The 15,416-nt window shown below is 62.7% G+C and carries 16 protein-coding genes; 10 read left to right on the top strand and 6 right to left on the bottom strand.

The window, feature by feature from the left end; genetic code table 11:
• The first annotated feature begins 72 nt into the window (after positions 1–72).
• Positions 73–1,293, top strand: coding sequence for an MFS transporter (locus ACIQUG_RS04135; protein ID WP_402317679.1), 1,221 nt, complete (start codon positions 73–75; stop codon positions 1,291–1,293).
• On the opposite strand, the gene dgcA is transcribed toward ACIQUG_RS04135, so the two are convergent.
• Positions 1,245–2,228 carry an N-acetyl-D-Glu racemase DgcA gene (gene dgcA, locus ACIQUG_RS04130; protein ID WP_402317676.1) on the bottom strand — a complete coding sequence of 328 codons (984 nt, stop codon included), beginning with the start codon at positions 2,226–2,228 and terminating at the stop codon, positions 1,245–1,247. The genes ACIQUG_RS04135 and dgcA overlap by 49 nt on opposite strands.
• Positions 2,229–2,488: 260 nt before the next feature.
• Between dgcA and ACIQUG_RS04125 the strand changes: the two genes are divergently transcribed.
• The 4 genes from ACIQUG_RS04125 (at position 2,489) to ACIQUG_RS04110 (ending at position 6,697) form a co-directional block, all read left to right on the top strand.
• Entirely contained in the window at positions 2,489–3,616 is a 1,128-nt protein-coding gene (locus ACIQUG_RS04125) for an MlaE family lipid ABC transporter permease subunit (protein WP_402320562.1), read from the top strand.
• 13 nt (positions 3,617–3,629) lie between these two features.
• Positions 3,630–4,448, top strand: coding sequence for an ABC transporter ATP-binding protein (locus tag ACIQUG_RS04120; protein ID WP_402317674.1), 819 nt, complete (start codon positions 3,630–3,632; stop codon positions 4,446–4,448).
• A 177-nt stretch (positions 4,449–4,625) separates the two neighbouring features.
• Complete coding sequence (locus ACIQUG_RS04115) at positions 4,626–5,996, top strand: MlaD family protein (protein ID WP_043623847.1); 1,371 nt, start codon at positions 4,626–4,628, stop codon at positions 5,994–5,996.
• A gap of 86 nt (positions 5,997–6,082) precedes the next feature.
• Positions 6,083–6,697: an ABC-type transport auxiliary lipoprotein family protein gene (locus ACIQUG_RS04110; protein WP_192446251.1), complete on the top strand. Its 615-nt coding sequence runs from the start codon at positions 6,083–6,085 to the stop codon at positions 6,695–6,697.
• Between the two features lie 18 nt (positions 6,698–6,715).
• On the opposite strand, the gene ACIQUG_RS04105 is transcribed toward ACIQUG_RS04110, so the two are convergent.
• Positions 6,716–6,988, bottom strand: coding sequence for a BON domain-containing protein (locus ACIQUG_RS04105; RefSeq protein WP_402317669.1), 273 nt, complete (start codon positions 6,986–6,988; stop codon positions 6,716–6,718).
• Between the two features lie 153 nt (positions 6,989–7,141).
• On the opposite strand from ACIQUG_RS04105, the gene ACIQUG_RS04100 reads away from it, so the two are divergent.
• Positions 7,142–7,318, top strand: coding sequence for a hypothetical protein (locus tag ACIQUG_RS04100; RefSeq protein WP_402317666.1), 177 nt, complete (start codon positions 7,142–7,144; stop codon positions 7,316–7,318).
• Between the two features lie 125 nt (positions 7,319–7,443).
• Here the strand turns inward: ACIQUG_RS04100 and hemF are convergent, their stop codons facing one another.
• Complete coding sequence (hemF, locus tag ACIQUG_RS04095; RefSeq protein WP_402317664.1) at positions 7,444–8,355, bottom strand: oxygen-dependent coproporphyrinogen oxidase; 912 nt, start codon at positions 8,353–8,355, stop codon at positions 7,444–7,446.
• A 209-nt stretch (positions 8,356–8,564) separates the two neighbouring features.
• Here hemF and ACIQUG_RS04090 point away from each other — a divergent pair, with 209 nt between their 5' ends.
• Positions 8,565–8,825, top strand: a complete 261-nt coding sequence (locus ACIQUG_RS04090; RefSeq protein WP_060585034.1) for a hypothetical protein — start codon at positions 8,565–8,567, stop codon at positions 8,823–8,825.
• Positions 8,826–8,902: 77 nt separating this feature from the next.
• Here the strand turns inward: ACIQUG_RS04090 and ACIQUG_RS04085 are convergent, their stop codons facing one another.
• Both ACIQUG_RS04085 and soxR read right to left on the bottom strand, forming a co-directional pair.
• The gene (locus tag ACIQUG_RS04085; RefSeq protein WP_402317661.1) at positions 8,903–9,124 is read right to left on the bottom strand and encodes a hypothetical protein; all 222 of its coding nucleotides are present in this window, start codon (positions 9,122–9,124) and stop codon (positions 8,903–8,905) included.
• 42 nt (positions 9,125–9,166) lie between these two features.
• Positions 9,167–9,637 carry a redox-sensitive transcriptional activator SoxR gene (gene soxR, locus ACIQUG_RS04080; protein WP_402317658.1) on the bottom strand — a complete coding sequence of 157 codons (471 nt, stop codon included), beginning with the start codon at positions 9,635–9,637 and terminating at the stop codon, positions 9,167–9,169.
• Positions 9,638–9,714: 77 nt separating this feature from the next.
• Between soxR and ACIQUG_RS04075 the strand changes: the two genes are divergently transcribed.
• A complete protein-coding gene (locus tag ACIQUG_RS04075) occupies positions 9,715–10,290 on the top strand; it encodes an NADPH-dependent FMN reductase (RefSeq protein ID WP_402317655.1) in 576 nt (191 codons plus the stop codon).
• Between the two features lie 73 nt (positions 10,291–10,363).
• Here ACIQUG_RS04075 and ACIQUG_RS04070 read toward each other — a convergent pair whose 3' ends face one another.
• Positions 10,364–10,825: a tRNA (cytidine(34)-2'-O)-methyltransferase gene (locus tag ACIQUG_RS04070; RefSeq protein WP_402317652.1), complete on the bottom strand. Its 462-nt coding sequence runs from the start codon at positions 10,823–10,825 to the stop codon at positions 10,364–10,366.
• A gap of 482 nt (positions 10,826–11,307) precedes the next feature.
• Between ACIQUG_RS04070 and ACIQUG_RS04065 the strand changes: the two genes are divergently transcribed.
• A complete protein-coding gene (locus ACIQUG_RS04065) occupies positions 11,308–13,161 on the top strand; it encodes an ABC transporter ATP-binding protein (RefSeq protein ID WP_402317650.1) in 1,854 nt (617 codons plus the stop codon).
• Between the two features lie 121 nt (positions 13,162–13,282).
• Positions 13,283–15,148, top strand: a complete 1,866-nt coding sequence (locus tag ACIQUG_RS04060; protein ID WP_402317646.1) for an ABC transporter ATP-binding protein — start codon at positions 13,283–13,285, stop codon at positions 15,146–15,148.
• Positions 15,149–15,416: the final 268 nt, after the last annotated feature.

Here is a 15,416-nt window from a genome sequence, read left to right as displayed (position 1 = left end):
TCGCGAAAACTAGGTTATGGCGAGGCGCGCCCGGCTCGTGCTAGAGAGTGGGCACAGCCATCAGGTCAGACGATGATTCCCTCCCAAGCGCCCGCCTATGTGGGCCCTCCGCCGCGCCATTTTGCGCTTCGCATTGCTTTGCTCTTCTGTGCGCCGCTGATCGTCAACGGCTTCGCGATGCCGTATTTCCCGATGTGGCTGAGCACGCTATCGATGAGCGACTTCGAGATCGGCGTCGTGCTGGCGCTGCCGATGTTCGTGCGCGTCATCACCGCGCCCATCGCCGGCGTCATCGCCGATCGGCTCGGCGAGCGGGCGATCGTGTTGATCTGGTCCGGTTTTCTGTCGCTCGCAACGGCGCTGGTGCTGTTCTACTTCCGTGAATTCTGGCCGGTGCTTGTCATCTACACGCTGCAGTCGGCCGTCTATTCGCCCTATGTGCCGATCGTCGAGGCGATCGCTCTGTCCGGCGTGCGGCGCTGGGGCTTCGATTATGCCCATATGCGGCTCTGGGGTTCGGTCGCCTTCATTGGCGCGACGATGCTCGGCGGCTGGATGGTCGGCATTTTCGGCAGCGACATGGTGCTTCCGGCGATGGCGACCGGCTTTGGCCTGACGATCGTGATGGCCTATGCCGCGCCACGGGTCGGCAAGCCGCGGCGGCCGTCACCGATCACGGCCTTGACCGAGCCGCCGCCGAAGTCGCTCCGGCAGCTCGACCTTCAACTGCTGCTCATCGGGGTGACGCTGGTCAACGCCAGCCATGCGATGCTCTTCGCCTTCTCGGCGATCTACTGGCAGCACATCGGCTACAGCGGTACCGAGATCGGCCTGCTGTGGAGCGCGGGCGTGGCGGCCGAGGTGACGATGTTCATCTTCGCCAAGGCGATCAGCCGCCGTTTCAGCGTCTGGGTGATGATCCTGTCCGGCTGTTTTCTCGCGGTGGTGCGCTGGATCATCTTCCCGATGGATCTCGGCTTCAGCGGATACTTCATCCTGCAGTGCTTCCACGCCTTCACCTATGCGATCATGCACACCGGCATGCAGCACAAGCTGGTCGAGCGGGTGGTGGAATCGCAGGAAGCGTCGGCCCAGGGGCTCTACTTCTTCTATACCGGCATCTTCACGGCGATCTTCACGTTCCTGTCCGGCTATTTCTATAACTGGTACGGGGTCAACGGCTTCTATTCCATGTCGGTCGTCGCCTTTGCCGGCTGCTGCTTTGCCGTAACCGCCTGGTATCTTCAGCCCCAGAGGCGCGGCTCCGGCGGGAAGACGAGCGACGCCTCGTAGCGCAGGCCGGGCTTACGGTCTTCGGCAAGCAGCAGCGGTCCGTCGAGATCGACGAAATCCGCGCCCTGGGCCACCAGGATCGCCGGAGCCATCGCAAGCGAACTGCCGACCATGCAGCCGACCATGATCTTGAGTCCGAGCGCATCTGCCTGCGCGCGCATGCGCAGCGCCTCGGTCAGCCCTCCGGTCTTGTCGAGCTTGATGTTGACTGCATCGTAGCGGCCGACGAGGGCTGCGAGGTCCTCGGTCGAATGCACGCTTTCATCGGCGCAGATTGGAACGGGGCGGGCGACCGTTGCCAGCGCCTCGTCTCGTCCGGCCGGCAGCGGCTGCTCGATCAGGTCGATCCGTTCCTCGGCGCAGAGCGCGAAGTGATAGGCGAGGGTCTCGGGCGTCCAGCCTTCGTTGGCGTCGAGGATGATGCGGCTTTCCGGTGCACCGGAGCGCACCGCACGGATCCGGGCGGCATCATCTGTCGTTCCGACCTTGACCTTGAGGAGCGCGCGGTGGGCGTACTTAGCTGCCTGCTCACGCATCGCGTCGGGTTCGGCAAGCGAAAGCGTATAGGCCGTGGTCAATGCTTCCAGTGAAGAAATGCCGGCAAGAACATGGGCCAGTTGGTTTTTCTGCTTTGCTTCCAGGTCCCACAGGGCGCAATCGACGGCGTTGCGGGCGGCACCCGGCTTCATCTCGCGCTGCAGGTCGGCGCGGCTAAGCCCGGCCTCGATGCGGGGACGGATGGCTGCGATTTCGGCCAGCACCGTGTCGAGCGTTTCGCCGTAGCGGCCGTAGGGAACGCATTCGCCGGAGCCGGTATGGACGCCATCGCCTATGCGGCAGGTGACGACGCTTGCCGTCGTCTTGGAGCCGCGCGAGATCGTAAACGTGCCCGCAATCGGGAAATGTTCCACGGCGGCATCGAGGGAAAGTGACATGAAAGCGTCTCCGGCAGGTAATCTGTTGGCCCGGCGTCATAGCGCCGCAACGTTCGGGTGACAGCAAAGGTGCGAGCCGTTATGACGGTGGAAGGATTTACGAATCTTTACACAGTCGTTGCCTCCGGTCGGACGCGCAACGCTCGCGGTAACACTTTAGGGCTGCTGCACAATCTTGTCCTCAAATCTATCGAGATCGGACGAGTTTTGCAGGGGCAAATCGGGATAACAGAAGACACGTGTCGCAAGCCGCCCGCAAGATGACCGCCGATGTCGCGCTGTCCGAGAGTGGCAGCGGGCGAAGCTATGTCTTTACCGGCGCCTGGCGGCACGAGACCGCCGAGGCGATGGCGGCAAAGCTCGATGGCCTTGCGCGCAAGGGCGACGGGGCAGCCCAGTTCGATCTGTCCGGCGTGACGGCGATGGATACCGCAGGCGCCTGGATCATCCGCCGCTTCATGACCCGCATCGTTGGCCCGTCGCGCGACAACGTTCATTTCGCCGAGGGCGGGCAGCGCTATGTCGAGTTGATCGACGCCCTGCCGGCGGAACTGCGCTCGCCGGACAAGAGCGGCGAACGGCTGCCGCTGTTCCAGCGCATCTTCGCCCCGATCGGCGAGGTCATGGCGGCGACGTGGGAAGATATCGTCGCGGCGATGTATATTCTGGGCTCCGCGGTGCGCGGCGCGCAGCTGAAGCTTGGACGGCACAGTGGCGTCTCGCCGGCGGCGATCGTTCACCAGATCGACCGCATGGGCGTGATGGCGGTTCCGATCATCACGCTGATGTCGTTCCTGATCGGCGCCATCATCGCCCAGCAGGGCGCGTTCCAGCTGCGCTATTTCGGCGCCGAAGTCTTCGTGGTCGATCTCGTCGGCATCCTGCAGCTGCGTGAAATTGGCGTGCTCCTGACGGCGATCATGATCGCCGGCCGCTCCGGCAGCGCCATCACCGCCGAAATCGGCTCGATGAAGATGCGCGAAGAGGTGGATGCGCTGAAGGTGATGGGACTGAGCCCGGTCGGCGTTCTGGTCTTCCCGCGCCTCGTGGCGCTGACCGTCGCGCTACCGCTCCTGACGATCATCGCAAACTTCGCAGCCCTGGTCGGCGCGGCGCTTGTCGCCTGGGGCTATTCCGGCATCACGATCCCGACCTTCCTTGCCCGCTTGCAGGAGGCCGTCGATTTTTCGTCCGTCGCCGCCGGCATGATCAAAGCGCCGTTCATGGCGCTGATCATCGGCGTCGTGGCAGCCGTCGAGGGCTTGAAGGTGGGCGGCAGCGCGGAGTCGCTCGGCCGCCACGTGACGTCTTCCGTGGTCAAGTCGATCTTCGTCGTGATCCTGATCGACGGGCTGTTCGCCATGTTCTACGCGGCCATTGATTTCTGATGCGGAGAACAGCGTGAACCCAGTCGAAAAGAGGCACGAGGAATACCAGCCGACCGAGGCGAACGAGCGGGAAACGGTGCTTTCCGTTCGCGACCTGACGGTCGGTTTCGGGTCCAACATCGTGCTCGACAAGCTGAACCTCGAGATCTACCGCGGCGAAATCCTCGGCTTCGTCGGAGCATCGGGCACGGGCAAATCGGTATTGATGCGCACCGTCCTGAGGCTGCTTGCCAAGCGGTCCGGCAAGATCGAAATCCTTGGCGCCGACTACGACAACATCACCGAGGGGGAGCGCATCGCGCTCGACATGCGCCTTGGCGTTCTGTTCCAGCACGGGGCGCTGTTTTCGGCGCTGACGGTGCGCGAGAACATCCAGGTGCCCATGCGCGAATATCTCGACCTGCCGCAAAGCCTGATGGACGAGCTGGCGCGGGTGAAGATCGAGCTGGTCGGTCTTGCGCCGGAGGCGGCGGAAAAATATCCATCGGAGCTTTCCGGCGGCATGATCAAGCGCGCCGCACTTGCGCGCGCACTGGCGCTCGATCCGGACCTGGTTTTCCTCGACGAGCCCACTTCGGGGCTCGATCCGATCGGGGCGGCCGAGTTCGACGAGTTGATCGCCAAGCTGCGCGACACGCTGGGATTGACCGTGTATATGGTGACTCACGACCTCGATAGCCTCTTTTCGGTCTGCGACCGGATCGCGGTTCTCGGCAAGAAGAAGGTTCTGGTCGAAGGCACGGTTGAAGACATGCTCGCCTGCGACGATCCGTGGGTGCAGTCCTATTTCCGTGGCAAGCGGGCACGATCGATCGTTCGCCACGATCAATGACCGGAGCATCCGGCGTCAGGCGAACGGCCTGAAGCGGGTATGATCCGGAAACAAATGTAGGAGCCTTGCGCGATACGTTCGTTGGACGCATGGCGCTCCGCTAGGTGCGGTTTTGACGCTCAGGTGTCGAGATCGAAGGAAGAGCCGGTGAAGCGGCCACGAAGGTAGTCGGTACGAATGGAAACGAAAGCGAACTACGCCATTGTCGGTTTCTTCACGGTGTTCGTGGTCGCGGCCGCATTCGGCTTCGTCTACTGGATGTCGCAGTATGGCCGAAGCGGCGAGATGATCGAGCTAGTGGTCAATATTCCGGGGTCGGCCAACGGCCTTTCGGTCGGCTCTCCGGTGCGCTTCAACGGCATTCCCGTCGGCACGGTTCGCAACCTCGCGATCGATGCCAACGACCCGCGCTATTCGATTGCACTGACCGAGGTTTCGGTCGATGCGCCGGTGCTGAAGTCGACCAAGGCGACGCTCGAAGTGCAGGGCCTGACGGGTGCTGCCTATATCGAGCTTAGCGGCGGTCACAAGGGCGACGAAAACATCCTGAAGACCGCGATTGAAAAGGGTACCCAGGCCCGGATCCTTGCGGACCAGTCGAGCGTCACCAGCCTGCTCGCCACCGCTGACCAGATCATGGATCGCGCCAACAGCGCCATTACCGACATCCAGGGCTTCGTGACCGACGTGCGCGGTCCGCTCACCAAGACGATCGGCAATGCCGAGAAGTTTTCCGACGCGCTTGCGAACAATTCCGGCGCTATCGACGATTTCCTCAAAAGCGTGACGGAACTCTCCGGCTCGGTCAGCGCGGCATCCAAAAAGCTCGACTCGACCCTCGAAACGGCCGAGACGCTCGTGAAGTCGGTGGATCCCAAGAAGATCGACCGCATCGTCTCGAACGTCGAGCAGATCAGTAACGACCTGAAGCAGGCTTCGGGCGGCGTTTCCGAGACCATCGCGGCTTTCCGGCAGACCGTCGAAACCTACGAGCAGTTCGGAAAGAACGCTCAGAAGACGCTGGAGCGGGTCGATACGCTGGTCGCTTCGGTCGACAAGCAGAAGGTGGAGCTCGTCGTCAACGACATCACCGCGGCGACCGCCGACGCCCGCAAGACCGTCGCCAACATCTCGCAGTTCGCCGCCAAGATCACGGCGCGGCAGCAGGACATCGACCGCACGATCACCGACGTGACGCAGCTCGCGAGCAAGCTGAACGCTTCGGCCAACCGGGTCGACAGCATTCTCGTCAAGGTCGACGGGTTCCTCGGCGACGCCGACGCGCCTTCGCTTTCGGCCGATGCCCGCGCGACGCTCGAGTCCTTCCGCAAGATGGCAGACAATCTGAACGCGCAGATCGGACCGATTGCCGACAACCTTCGTCGCTTCTCGGGCTCGGGCCTTCGTGACGTCGAGGCGCTCGTCACCGACACGCGCCGCACGGTGCAGAGCCTGGAGAACACGATCTCCACGTTCGACAAGGATCCGCAGCGTCTTCTCTTTGGCGGCGAGACGGTAAAGCAATATGATGGCCGCACCCGACGCTGAGTCGGTGGGCACAGCCGGCGTGGGGCCGGGTGGTGTGTTTCGATCCGGAATGCGCCGAAGTTGTGTGGGACAAAGGTAACGGCAGTATGAGTTTTCCAGGGCTGGTGGGCGTGCGAGTGACGGGAGCGTGGCGCTCCGCCCTGATTTTCATGCTGGCAGCAGGCCTTGCCGGCTGCGGTACCAAAGCGGTCAACGACACCTATAGTCTTTCGGCAAGGCCGGCCGTCGAAGGTCGCGCGGCCACGGGCAAGCAGATCCTCGTGCCGGAGCCGACGGCTCTGAAGGCGCTCGACAGCGATCAGGTCGTCATCCGCCTATCCGGGGCCGAGCTGCAATATCTCGCCAAGGCGCAGTGGAGCGATCGCCTGCCGAAGCTAGTGCAGTCGAAGCTCGTCCAGGCCTTCGAGGACACGGGCAAGGTCGGCGGCGTCGGCAAGCCGGGCCAGGGCCTGGCAATCGATTACCAGGTCATCACCGAAATCCGCGCCTTCGAGATCTCGACCGAAGGCACCGACGTGGCCAATGTCGAAATCTTCGCCAAGATTCTCAATGACCGCAACGGCACGGTGCGGGCGGCGAAGGCGTTTCGCGCCTCGGCTGCGGTGAGGGGCACGGGCAATACCGCCTTCATCAACGCCATGGATCAGGCGTTCGCCACGGTTTCCGCAGAAATCGTCAGCTGGACGCTCGGCTCCATCTAGGGACGCCGGGGGCGCTCTCTATCGTGCGACGACTGTCTCGATCCGGTTGATCACTTCCGCGACGCCTTCCACGTGCCTGGCCGCCTCTTCGGCGCGCGCAACTTCGGCTGCTGTTGCCACGAAGCCGGCGAGCAGGATCGTATTGCCCTTGCCGGTCACCGTGACATCGGCGGCGTCGAGGCCGGGCGTGACCGCCAGGAGATGGGCGACGCGGCGTTCCAGTTCCGCAGGGTGATCGGCCGTCTGCCGCTCCGGTTCGTCGCCGTAAAATGTGCGCTTCTTGAAGATCATCGTTTTCACCTCGCTCGACGAAAGTGAAACGCCAGACGACGCGCTTTGTTCGCCTGTTTCATTCGAAACAGCGGGATGAGCCCGATCCGTGCGATGGCTCGCTTCAGGCGACGGGCGGCTCCGTCGCGGTTAAGTCACACGGGGATATACAGAATGCGCGGTTTTTGCTTCGCCATGGCTCTGGCGACGACGATGGCATTTGCCTTGGCCATACCGGCGAAGGCGGCGAACTACAGCTACGGCTGCAAGCCGAGCTGCGTCCTCAAGACCGAACGGGCCTATGGCACCGACGGCAAGCTGTTCTGGAAGAAGGTGCGGATCTGCAAGTGATGTTGAATAAGCCCGGAACGGTTCAGGGAGCCGTTTCGGCTGGGGCGCACTCTGGCGTGATCCCGGAGAGAAGCGCGCCCGCGCGGCGCGAGCGCTACTCCCATTTTGTTTGATGTCGTTGCGCCTTACGGCCAGCGCACGACCGGGGGCAGCGACGACAGGATGGACTCGACATTTCCGCCGGTCTTCAGGCCGAAGATGGTGCCGCGATCGTAGAGCAGGTTGAACTCGACATAGCGGCCGCGGCGCACCAGCTGTTCGTCGCGGTCGTCCTCGGTCCAGGGCGTATTGAAGTTGGTGCGGACGATCTTCGGATAGACGATGGCGAACGCCTTGCCGACATCACGGGTGAAGGCGAAGTCGGCGTTCCAGCCGCCTTGCTCTTCCGGGGAGTGCAGCCAGTCATAGAAGATGCCGCCGGTTCCGCGCGCCTCGTTGCGATGCGGCAGGAAGAAGTAATCGTCGCACCACTTCTTGAACTTGGCATGATCAGCAACGGCATGGCGGCCGCAGGTGATCTCCATCGCGCGGTGGAAGAGCTGGGTATCGGGATCCGTCATGACGCGACGGCGATCGAGCACCGGGGTGAGGTCGGCGCCTCCGCCGAACCAGTTGCTGGTCGTCACGACCATGCGGGTGTTCATGTGAACCGCCGGCACGTTGGGATTGACCGGATGGGCGATCAGCGAAATGCCCGAGGCCCAGAAACGGGGATCTTCGGCAGCACCCGGGATCTGGCTGCGGAATTCGGGCGAGAATTCGCCGTAGACGGTCGAGGTGTGCACGCCGACCTTTTCGAAGACGCGGCCTTCCATCATCGACATGCGGCCACCGCCGCCCTTGCCATCCTCACGGCTCCAGTCCTTGGTGACGAAGCGGCCGGGGGCGCGATCGGACAGCGGCCCCGTCAGCTCGTCTTCAACCGCCTCGAAGGCGGCGCAGATGGTGTCGCGCAGCCCCTCGAACCATGCACGCGCCTCCGCCTTCTTGTCTTCGATGTCTGCGGGGAGCCCCTGGGGTAGCTGCGGTCGTTCCATGAAATTACGTCCTGTTGGCGGGATATCCCGATGAAATACCGCCGATTCGAGTGAAGTCGTCACAGTTCACACTTTGGCGCTGATGGCAACGGCGGTCCAGCCGCTTCGGCCACTCTGTCGCGGCGCGTCCTTGGCCCAGCGAAACCGCCGCACAAAGCTCTGGCAAAGGCTGGCTTGCCTCACTATCTTACAATCCAGAGGTATAGCCCATGGCGAGAATACCTGCAGGCCCGCCGCTCGATGGATTGCGGCGGCAGATCGCCCGGCATCGCCGGGACAATCCGACACGAGGCGACGGCCTTTTCGTGCGGGAAACCTTTCGGCTCGATCGCAGTGCTGCCCGCGCGAAGGCCCGGGAATGGTTCGACACCTGGCCGAAGGCCGCCTACTGGACCGAAGTGGAAAGCTGGCGACAGCTCGAGGGCGACGAGATCGAGTTCACGATGCGCCGCCTGCCGACCGCGGATTGATTAGATCCCGCCATTTGCTCGGAAGCGGCTTTCCCCGCGCCAAAGACTGATCGTCGCCGCAAGGTTCAGGAAGACCTCTAACGCTCATTGCGCTCCTGAAAATATATCAGCGTTTTCCCGAGAAGAATTAGTATATTTATTGCAGCGAAGAGAACAAGAACGGCGGTCATAAACGCGAGGAACAAGAACGTGGCGACGCTGAAACCTTCATCTCTGTAAATGAAATGTATCCATGGGGTCAGAATTGCCGCGACGAGAAGCAGGATGATCGTAATTCTCTTTCTTAGTTCGGCCTTCATGCGTTTCCCCTGCCGCGACGCGTGCACTTTAAAGGAAAATCCTTAAGGGTGGTTGTCTTCATCCATGAGCCTTGGGCCAGCGCCTTCCATCGACAACACGTCGTGCGGATTGCGTAAAGGACATTCGCGCAGCGACAGGCAGCCGCAGCCGATACAGCCTGTCAGGTGGTCACGCAAAGCCATGAGGTTGGCGATGCGTTCGTTCAGCTGTTCGCGCCAGCTTTCGGACAATCTGCCCCAATCCTCGACCGTCAGCGGACGATCGTCCGGCAGCACCGACAAAGCGTCCTGGATTTCCGACAGGGGAATGCCGGTGCGCTGCGCCACCTTGATGACGGCGACGCGCCTGAGCACGCCGCGCGGATAGCGGCGCTGGTTGCCGCGGGTGCGGTTGCTGCGGATCAGGCCCTTGGCCTCGTAGAAATGCAGAGTGGAGACGGCGACGCCGCTGCGCTCCGCCACTTCGCCCACGGTGAGTTCACGGCGCAATTCGCTTTGCTTCACAATCGTCATGACGGCTATTGACCTCAACTAATATTGAGGTTTTATAGCATTGGCTCCATGACTGAGACAACAGGAGCTTGATCCCCATGACTGAGAAAATGACCCTTGCCGTGATCTATGGCAGCGCGCGCCAGGGTCGCTTCTGCGACACGGTCGCCAACTGGCTGATCCGGGAACTTTCGGCTTCCGATACGTTCACGCTGACGATCATCGATCCGGCCAGGCTCAGGACGTCCCGGGGCCTTGGCGCGGCGGTCAATCCCGGCGAATGGCTGGAGCGCAAGATCGCCGAGGCAGACGCCTTCATCGTCGTCACCCCCGAATACAATCACGGCTACCCGGCGGCGCTGAAGGAGCTGATCGACTCGGTCTACGAGCCCTGGCATGCAAAGCCGGTCGCCTTCGTCTCCTATGGTGGCGCCTCGGGCGGCATCCGCGCAGTCGAGCAATTGCGCCAGGTGTTTGGAGAGTTGCATGCGGTGACGCTGCGCGACGGAGTGACCTTCCCGAAGGCGTGGTCGAAGTTCGACGCTGCCGGCAATCTCTACAAGCCGGAGGAGCTGCGCGCGCCGCTGTTTTTGATGACGGATCGCCTGACCTGGTGGGCGCGGGTGTTGAAGCAGGCGCGCAAGACCAAGCCTTACAACGAAGTCGCGGCTTGATGCGCCGCGTGTGAAGGGCGGCGGGATCTCAGAGGCACGGCCCGCCGCCATGGAGACGGCTATGGAGACGGTATCAGAGCGGCGAAACCTGCCGGATCGCTTCGCCGGCGATCATCGCGGCGGAGATGGCGATGTTCAGCGAGCGTTGGCCGACGGCCATCGGAATGAGAATGCGGCCGTCGGCGCGCTCGTGCACGTGGTCGGGCACCCCGGCGCTTTCCCGCCCGAAGAGCAGGATGTCGTCCTGGCGGAAATCGTAGCGGGTATAGGGCAGGGCAGCCTTGGTGGAGGCGAGCACCAGGCGGCGGCCACTCGCAGCACGCCACTCCTCGAAGCGCTCCCAGTTGACGTGACGGGTCAGCGCCACCGACGCGATATAGTCCATGCCGGCGCGCTTCAGGTTGCGGTCGGAAAGGTCGAAGCCGGCGGGCTCGATCACGTCGACGCCAAGCCCGAGGCAGGCCGCCATACGCAGGATCGTGCCGGTGTTGCCGGGAATGTCGGGCTGGTAGAGGGCGATGCGCAGATTGCTCATGGGGTCGTGGCTGCTCCGGGAGATAGGGGCGGAACGAATGTCGATGGCGGCTCCTATCGCACCGAATGCATGAGCGATCCACCCTCGATCGAGCGGCGTGGCCTTCAATTGCAGGTCACTCATTTTGCCCGCGCTAATCTGTGCCGAAACGGCAACAGCAGTCGGAGCGATGAAAAATTGGGCAAAAAAGTGCCTGCGACAATCTGGCATGCGAGCGCGAATAAGGGTAGAGATCGGACCTCTTCAACGCGAACCGACGGAGGCAAACATGAATGTATCGATGTTGACACGCCTTCCTGGAGTAGTGGGCCACCGTTTGGCCTGACCGGTTCCGCGACCTATCTTTTAACCGAGATCGACGCGCTTCCGGGACTCCGGAAGACGAAGCCCTTTGCGGGCTGCATTTCCGGACTGACTTTTTCATCATAAGAATGCGGGGCGAAATCCCGCTTTCCTTCAAAATACTCTGAAGGAGCAATGTTATGTTTGGCTGGTTTGAATCCCGCCTCAATCCTTACCCTGCGGAGGAACCGACGGTTCCGCCGAAGACCCTGTTCGGCTTCTGCTGGCACTATTCCAAGCCGGCGGCACCCTGGCTCGTCATCATGTCCGTCTGCACGGCGCTGATCGCCATTGGCGAGGTGGCGCTGTTCCAGTTCCTCGGCAACATGGTGGACTGGCTGTCGAGCGCCGACCGCGAGAGCTTCCTTGCCGCCGAAGGCGGACGGCTGTTCTGGATGGGTGCGCTCGTCCTCATCGGCCTGCCGGGCCTGGTGGCGATCGATTCCTTGATCATGCACCAGGTGCTGCTCGGCAATTACCCGATGATCGCCCGCTGGCAGATGCACCGCTACCTGCTGCGCCAAAGCATGACCTTCTTTGCCAACGAGTTCGCCGGACGCGTTGCAACGAAGGTGATGCAGACGTCGCTGGCCGTGCGCGAAACCGTGATGAAGATCCTCGACGTCTTCGTTTATGTCGTCAGCTACTTCGTCACGATGCTCGCCGTCGTCGCCACCGCCGATTGGCGGCTGGTGATCCCACTCGCCATCTGGCTGGCGATCTATATCTGCATCGTCAGCTATTTCGTGCCGCGGTTGCAGAAGATCTCCAAGGAGCAGGCGGATGCACGCTCGATGATGACCGGGCGGATCGTCGACAGCTACACCAATATCGGCACGGTCAAGCTGTTCTCGCATGCCGGCCGCGAGGAAGGTTATGCCCGCGACGGCATGGACGGCTTCCTCGACACGGTGCATCGCCAGATGCGCAAGGTGACGCTGTTCCACGTGCTGGTCTATGCCAATAACAGCATCGCCCTCTTTGCGATCGCAGCGCTTGGCATCCATCTCTGGCTGACGAGTGCGATCTCCGTCGGCGCGATCGCGATCGCCGTCGGCCTTGCGATGCGCATCAACGGCATGTCGCAGTGGATCATGTGGGAAGTCTCGGCGCTGTTCGAGAATATCGGCACGGTCTATGACGGCATCGGCATGATGACCAAGGGGCACGACATCGTCGACGAGCCGGACGCCAAGGCGCTGACAGCGGACAAGGGGGCAATCGCCTTCGACAACATCCGCTTCCACTACGGCAAGGCCAAAGGCGTCATCGATCACCTCTCGCTCGACATCAAGCCGGGCGAGAAGATCGGCCTCGTCGGTCGCTCGGGCGCCGGCAAGACGACGCTGATGAACCTGCTGTTGCGCTTCTACGACCTGGAGGATGGCGCGATCCGGATCGACGGCAAGGATATCGCCACCGTCACGCAGGACAGTCTGCGCTCGCAGATCGGCGTCGTGACGCAGGACACTTCGCTCCTGCACCGGTCCATTCGCGACAACATCGCCTATGGCCATCCGGAAGCGGACGACGAAGCGATCATCGCTGCGGCCAAGAAGGCGAATGCCTGGGACTTCGTTCAGGGGCTTGAGGACAACCAGGGCCGCAAGGGCCTGGATGCCCAGGTCGGCGAACGCGGCGTCAAGCTCTCCGGCGGCCAGCGTCAGCGCATCGCGATCGCGCGCGTGTTCCTGAAGGACGCGCCGATCCTGATCCTCGACGAGGCGACCTCGGCGCTCGATTCCGAAGTCGAGCAGGCCATCCAGGAGAACCTGTTCGCTCTGATGGCGGGCAAGACGGTGATCGCGATCGCCCACCGGCTGTCGACGCTGACGGAGATGGACCGGCTGGTGATCCTCGAGGCGGGCCGCATCGTCGAGACCGGCTCGCATGCCGAGCTCGTGGCCCATGGCGGTCTCTACGCCGATCTGTGGTCTCGCCAGTCGGGCGGCTTCATCGCCGACGACGTCGAGAAGGAAGAGGCAGCGGAGTAAGCAACCAGAGGCCCGCCGTTCGAATGAGCGGCGGGCCTCTTTCGTTAGATGTTACGCATTTGTAATCTGCAATTGTGTCGAAACCGATTGCTGTTGTCGCCGAACCGCCTATATCGGAACCATGCTCAGCGCCATCGTCAGCCTCTTCGAGAACTGGATCAAACCCTTCGCACCGCGCGAGCGCCTGCAGCCGCCGAAATCGCTCTGGGGTTTTGCCTGGTTCTATGCCAGCCAGGCCAAAGGACCGTTCATCGCAATGGCGGTGCTCGGCGGCCTCGTTGCCATGCTGGAGGCGGGGCTCTTCTATTTCGTCGGCCGGCTCGTCGATCTGCTCGACACCGTGAAGCCGGAAGCCGGCTGGAGCGGTTTGATCGCCGCCAATGGGCCGGAACTCCTGTTCATGCTGCTGACGGTCATGGTCTTCCGCTTCGTCGCGGTGTCACTGGCGGCGCTCGTTGAAGAACAGGCGATCACGACAGGCTTTTTGAACCTGGTGCGCTGGCAATCCTATGTGCATGTCGCCCGGCAGTCGCTCACCTTCTTCCAGAACGACTTTTCCGGCCGCATCGTCACCAAGGTCTGGGCCGGGGCGCAAGCAACGAGCGACCTGCTCGTCTCCCTGTTGCAGGTCGTCTGGTTCATCGTCATCTACACCGCGTCGACCATGGCGCTGGTGGCGCAGCTCGACTGGCGTCTGGCGGCGATGGTCGGCTTCTGGATCGTCGTCTTCCTGGTGCTGGCGCGCTTCTTCGTTCCACGCATCCGCAAGCACGCCCGCGATACCGCCGAAATGGCGTCGATGCTGAACGGCCGCATGGTCGATGCCTATTCCAACATCCAGACCTTGAAGCTCTTCGGCCGCGACGAGGAGAACGACCGCTACATCCGCGGCGGCTTCGACCGGTTCCAGCGCGCGGTGATCCCGTTCACGCGGCTGCTGACGGCGGTGCGCGCTTCGCTGGCGCTGCTTTCCGGCTTGATGATCACGGCGATCGCTGTCTATGCCATCCATCTCTGGCTCGCGGGCTCGATCAGCTCCGGCGCGGTCGCCTTCACCCTGGCGCTGGTGCTGCGGCTCAACATGCTGCTCGGCCGCATGATGACGCAGTTCAACTCGATCATGCGCAACATCGGCACGATCCAGAACTCGGCCGAACTGGTCTCGCAGTCGATCGGTCTCGTCGATCGGCCGGACGCGACGGAGCTTGCCGTGAGCAAGCCGGAAATCCGCTTCGAACACGTGCGCTTCCACTACGGCAAGGGCGAGCGCGTCATCGACGACTTTTCCCTCGTCGTCCGTCCGGGCGAGAAGGTGGGCATCGTTGGCCGATCCGGCGCCGGCAAGTCGACGCTCGTCAATCTGCTGTTGCGCTTCTACGACCTTGAAAGCGGGCGCATCCTGATCGACGGACAGGATATCGCGACCGTAAGGCAGGAATCGCTGCGCGCCCAGGTTGGCATGGTCAGCCAGGATACCTCGCTGCTGCACCGCTCGATCCGCGACAACGTCCTCTTCGGCCGCCCCGATGCGAGCGAGGAGCAACTGATCGCCGCGGCACAGAAAGCCGAAGCCTATGACTTCATCGCCGACCTTCAGGACCAGCGCGGCCACAAGGGGCTCGACGCCCATGTCGGCGAGCGCGGCGTCAAGCTTTCGGGCGGCCAGCGCCAGCGCATCGCGATCGCCCGGGTGATGCTGAAGGATGCGCCGATCCTCGTGCTCGACGAGGCGACCTCGGCGCTCGATTCCGAAGTCGAAGCGGCGATCCAGTCCAATCTCGACCGCCTGATGCAGGGCAAGACGGTGCTCGCAATCGCCCACCGGCTGTCGACGATCGCGGCACTCGACCGGCTGGTGGTGATGGACAAGGGACGGATCGTCGAACAGGGAACGCACGCCGAACTTGTGGCCCGCGGCGGGCTTTATGCCGGCCTCTGGTCGCGCCAGTCCGGCGGATTTCTCGCCCGGGAAGAGGCGGCGGAGTAGGGCGCTCTTCGGGCGCCTCCAGGCCCATCCGGGGGGTGCAAATTCCGCCTAACTGATGGCCGTCAAGTCCTTGTGCCAATTGGCCGCGCTTTTCCCCGCGACAATCTGCCCACATCCCCTTGTCAAGGCTGGACATAATTTGCGATCAAGCATAGAACGCGCCGGATTGACGGGGATTCTGCGTGCCGTGTGCGCGCCGATTCTTTTCGGATTCTGTGCCGATGTCGCATTTGCAACTGCAGGGCGACGGGGCGACAGCACTATGAAT

This window comes from Ensifer sp. NPDC090286, assembly GCF_044769565.1.
GTDB lineage: Bacteria > Pseudomonadota > Alphaproteobacteria > Rhizobiales > Rhizobiaceae > Ensifer.
This window is presented reverse-complemented; position numbering and strand designations above follow the sequence as displayed.